Origin of the sequence: Streptomyces sp. URMC 129 (assembly GCF_051386415.1) — a bacterium.
Classification (GTDB): Bacteria; Actinomycetota; Actinomycetes; order Streptomycetales; family Streptomycetaceae; genus Streptomyces.
Map to the genome: position 1 here is coordinate 1 of NZ_JBPQTQ010000259.1, position 1,849 is coordinate 1,849.

The window sequence follows — 1,849 nt, forward strand, 5'->3', positions numbered from 1 at the left end:
GCTGTGGGGTGAGGGAGGGTGTCGGACAGGGCTCTGCGGGCGAACGCGACCACGTGGTCGCGGAGGTCGGGGTGGGTGGGGGCGGTGCCCAGGATCATGCGGGCCATCTGGGGAACGGCGTTGGGCCAGGCCGCCAGGCCGATCAGGCTCAGCAGGCAGGCCGCCACCCGCGGGGACGCGCCGGTGCCGAACGTCTGCGCGAGGTTGGCGACCTTGCGCTCGTACATCGAGGCGCGCTCGGACTCGTTGGGCAGCGGGTCGTTGCGGTAATGCAGGGCCTCCCAGAGGAACAGCCGCACGAGGGTGGGGTTGGCGCGGTGGAAGTCGTAGACCCGGCCCACGTATTCGGCGGGGTCGTCGCCGGGCGCCAGCGGGACGGCCGCGGCCAGCTCGTCGAGGGCCTGGCCGACGACCTGGTCGAAAAGCTTTTGCTTGTTGCCGAAATACCCGTAGATGCGTTCCTTGTTGACATTCGCGAGGGCGGCGATGCGGTCAACGCGCGCGCCGGCGATGCCGTGAGCTGCGAACTCCTCCCTCGCGGCGGAGAGGAGCCGTTGCTTGGTGGGAGTCGGATCCTGCGTCATCCCCCCAGCTTAGGGGGCGGAGCGCCACGTTCCAACCAACTGGCTGGTTGACTTCCAACTAGTTGGTTGGCTACCGTCGAGAACGTCACCGCGGCCAACGCCGCCCGCGGTCCCAGGACTTGAGCGACACCCCTCCCCCACACCCGTTCCGAGACCTCCGCACCATTCCCGATCGAGGAATCCGAGGAATCCCATGACCGACACCGCAGTGGCCCTCCACGACGTCGCCCGCGCCGACCAGGCGCTCATCGAGGCGGGGCTGCCCCTGCGCGAGGGCTGGGTTCCGCGGCGCGTCCGCGTGGCGGAGCACGACGGCCGCCCGGTGACCGTCGTCCGTTTCCACAAGGAGGCCCGCCCCGGCGAGGGAGTCCACCTCACCGTGGTGCTCGACGACGCCGGCGTCCTGCTCGGCTACACCCGGCTCGACCCCGAGGATCCCGCCCAGGCCGGTCACCTTCCCGCCGAACACGAGGCGCGCGAGGCCGCGTTCGCCTTCCTCACCGCCCTCGACCCGGCGTACGCGGCCGGGCTGACCGTGCAGTGGATCGCGCGGCACGACGAGCACGTGACCGGTCCCGGCGGCCCGGCCGTAGTCTCCGGCATCAAGGTCAAGACGCGGCACCGCGACGGCCTGTACGCGTGGGTCGTCGTCGGCCCCGGCGGTGGCGTGCTCACCTACGAGCGCGACATCCGCTGGGACCCGGCCGCCGGCCGCCGCGGCACGCAGATGTGGCTCCACGACGTCTGGATCGCCGCCCGCGAGGGCCGCGGTCCGCAGCCCTCCCCGCCCTACGCGCTCGCCTGACCTCGCGCCGGCCGGGCCGCGTTCCACCACGACTTCGCACCTGACACTCCGGACAGGACTGACCAACCATGCAGAGCACCGTTTCGCGCACCGCCGCCACCATCCCGACAGCACCCGCGCCCGCGCCCGCCAACGCCGCGCCCGTGTCCGGCGGGCTGCCGTCCATCCACATGCGCGTGTTCATCACGTGGCTGGCCGTTTACCCCTCCATCACCATCGTGCAGATGCTGCTCGGGCCGTCTCTGGAGAACCTTTCCGTGCCCGTTCGCGTCCTGATCATCACCGGGCTTGTGGTCCCGGTCGTGGTCTACGCCCTGGTGCCGGTCCTGCTGAAGACGCGGGCCGCGCTCCTGCGCCTGCGCAGGCCCTGACCGGGGTTCCGCCGCGACGGCGGGGCCAGGGCCGGGGGGGGGGGGGGGGGGGGGGGGGGGGGGGGGGGGGGGGGGGGGGGGGGGGGGGG

Annotated in this window: 3 protein-coding genes; 2 read left to right on the forward strand and 1 reads right to left on the reverse strand. The window is 72.6% G+C overall.

Annotation, left to right across the window (positions count from 1 at the left end; genetic code table 11):
- On the reverse strand, positions 1 to 584 hold a 584-nt coding region (locus ACSNOC_RS27580), incomplete at its 3' end, for a TetR family transcriptional regulator (protein WP_436750302.1).
- A gap of 193 nt (positions 585 to 777) precedes the next feature.
- Here ACSNOC_RS27580 and ACSNOC_RS27585 point away from each other — a divergent pair.
- A complete protein-coding gene (locus tag ACSNOC_RS27585) occupies positions 778 to 1,389 on the forward strand; it encodes a hypothetical protein (RefSeq protein WP_436750303.1) in 612 nt (203 codons plus the stop codon).
- Positions 1,390 to 1,457: 68 nt separating this feature from the next.
- Positions 1,458 to 1,760 (forward strand): hypothetical protein, encoded by a 303-nt coding sequence (locus tag ACSNOC_RS27590; protein WP_436750304.1) that lies wholly within the window; start codon positions 1,458 to 1,460, stop codon positions 1,758 to 1,760.
- Positions 1,761 to 1,849 lie beyond the last annotated feature (89 nt).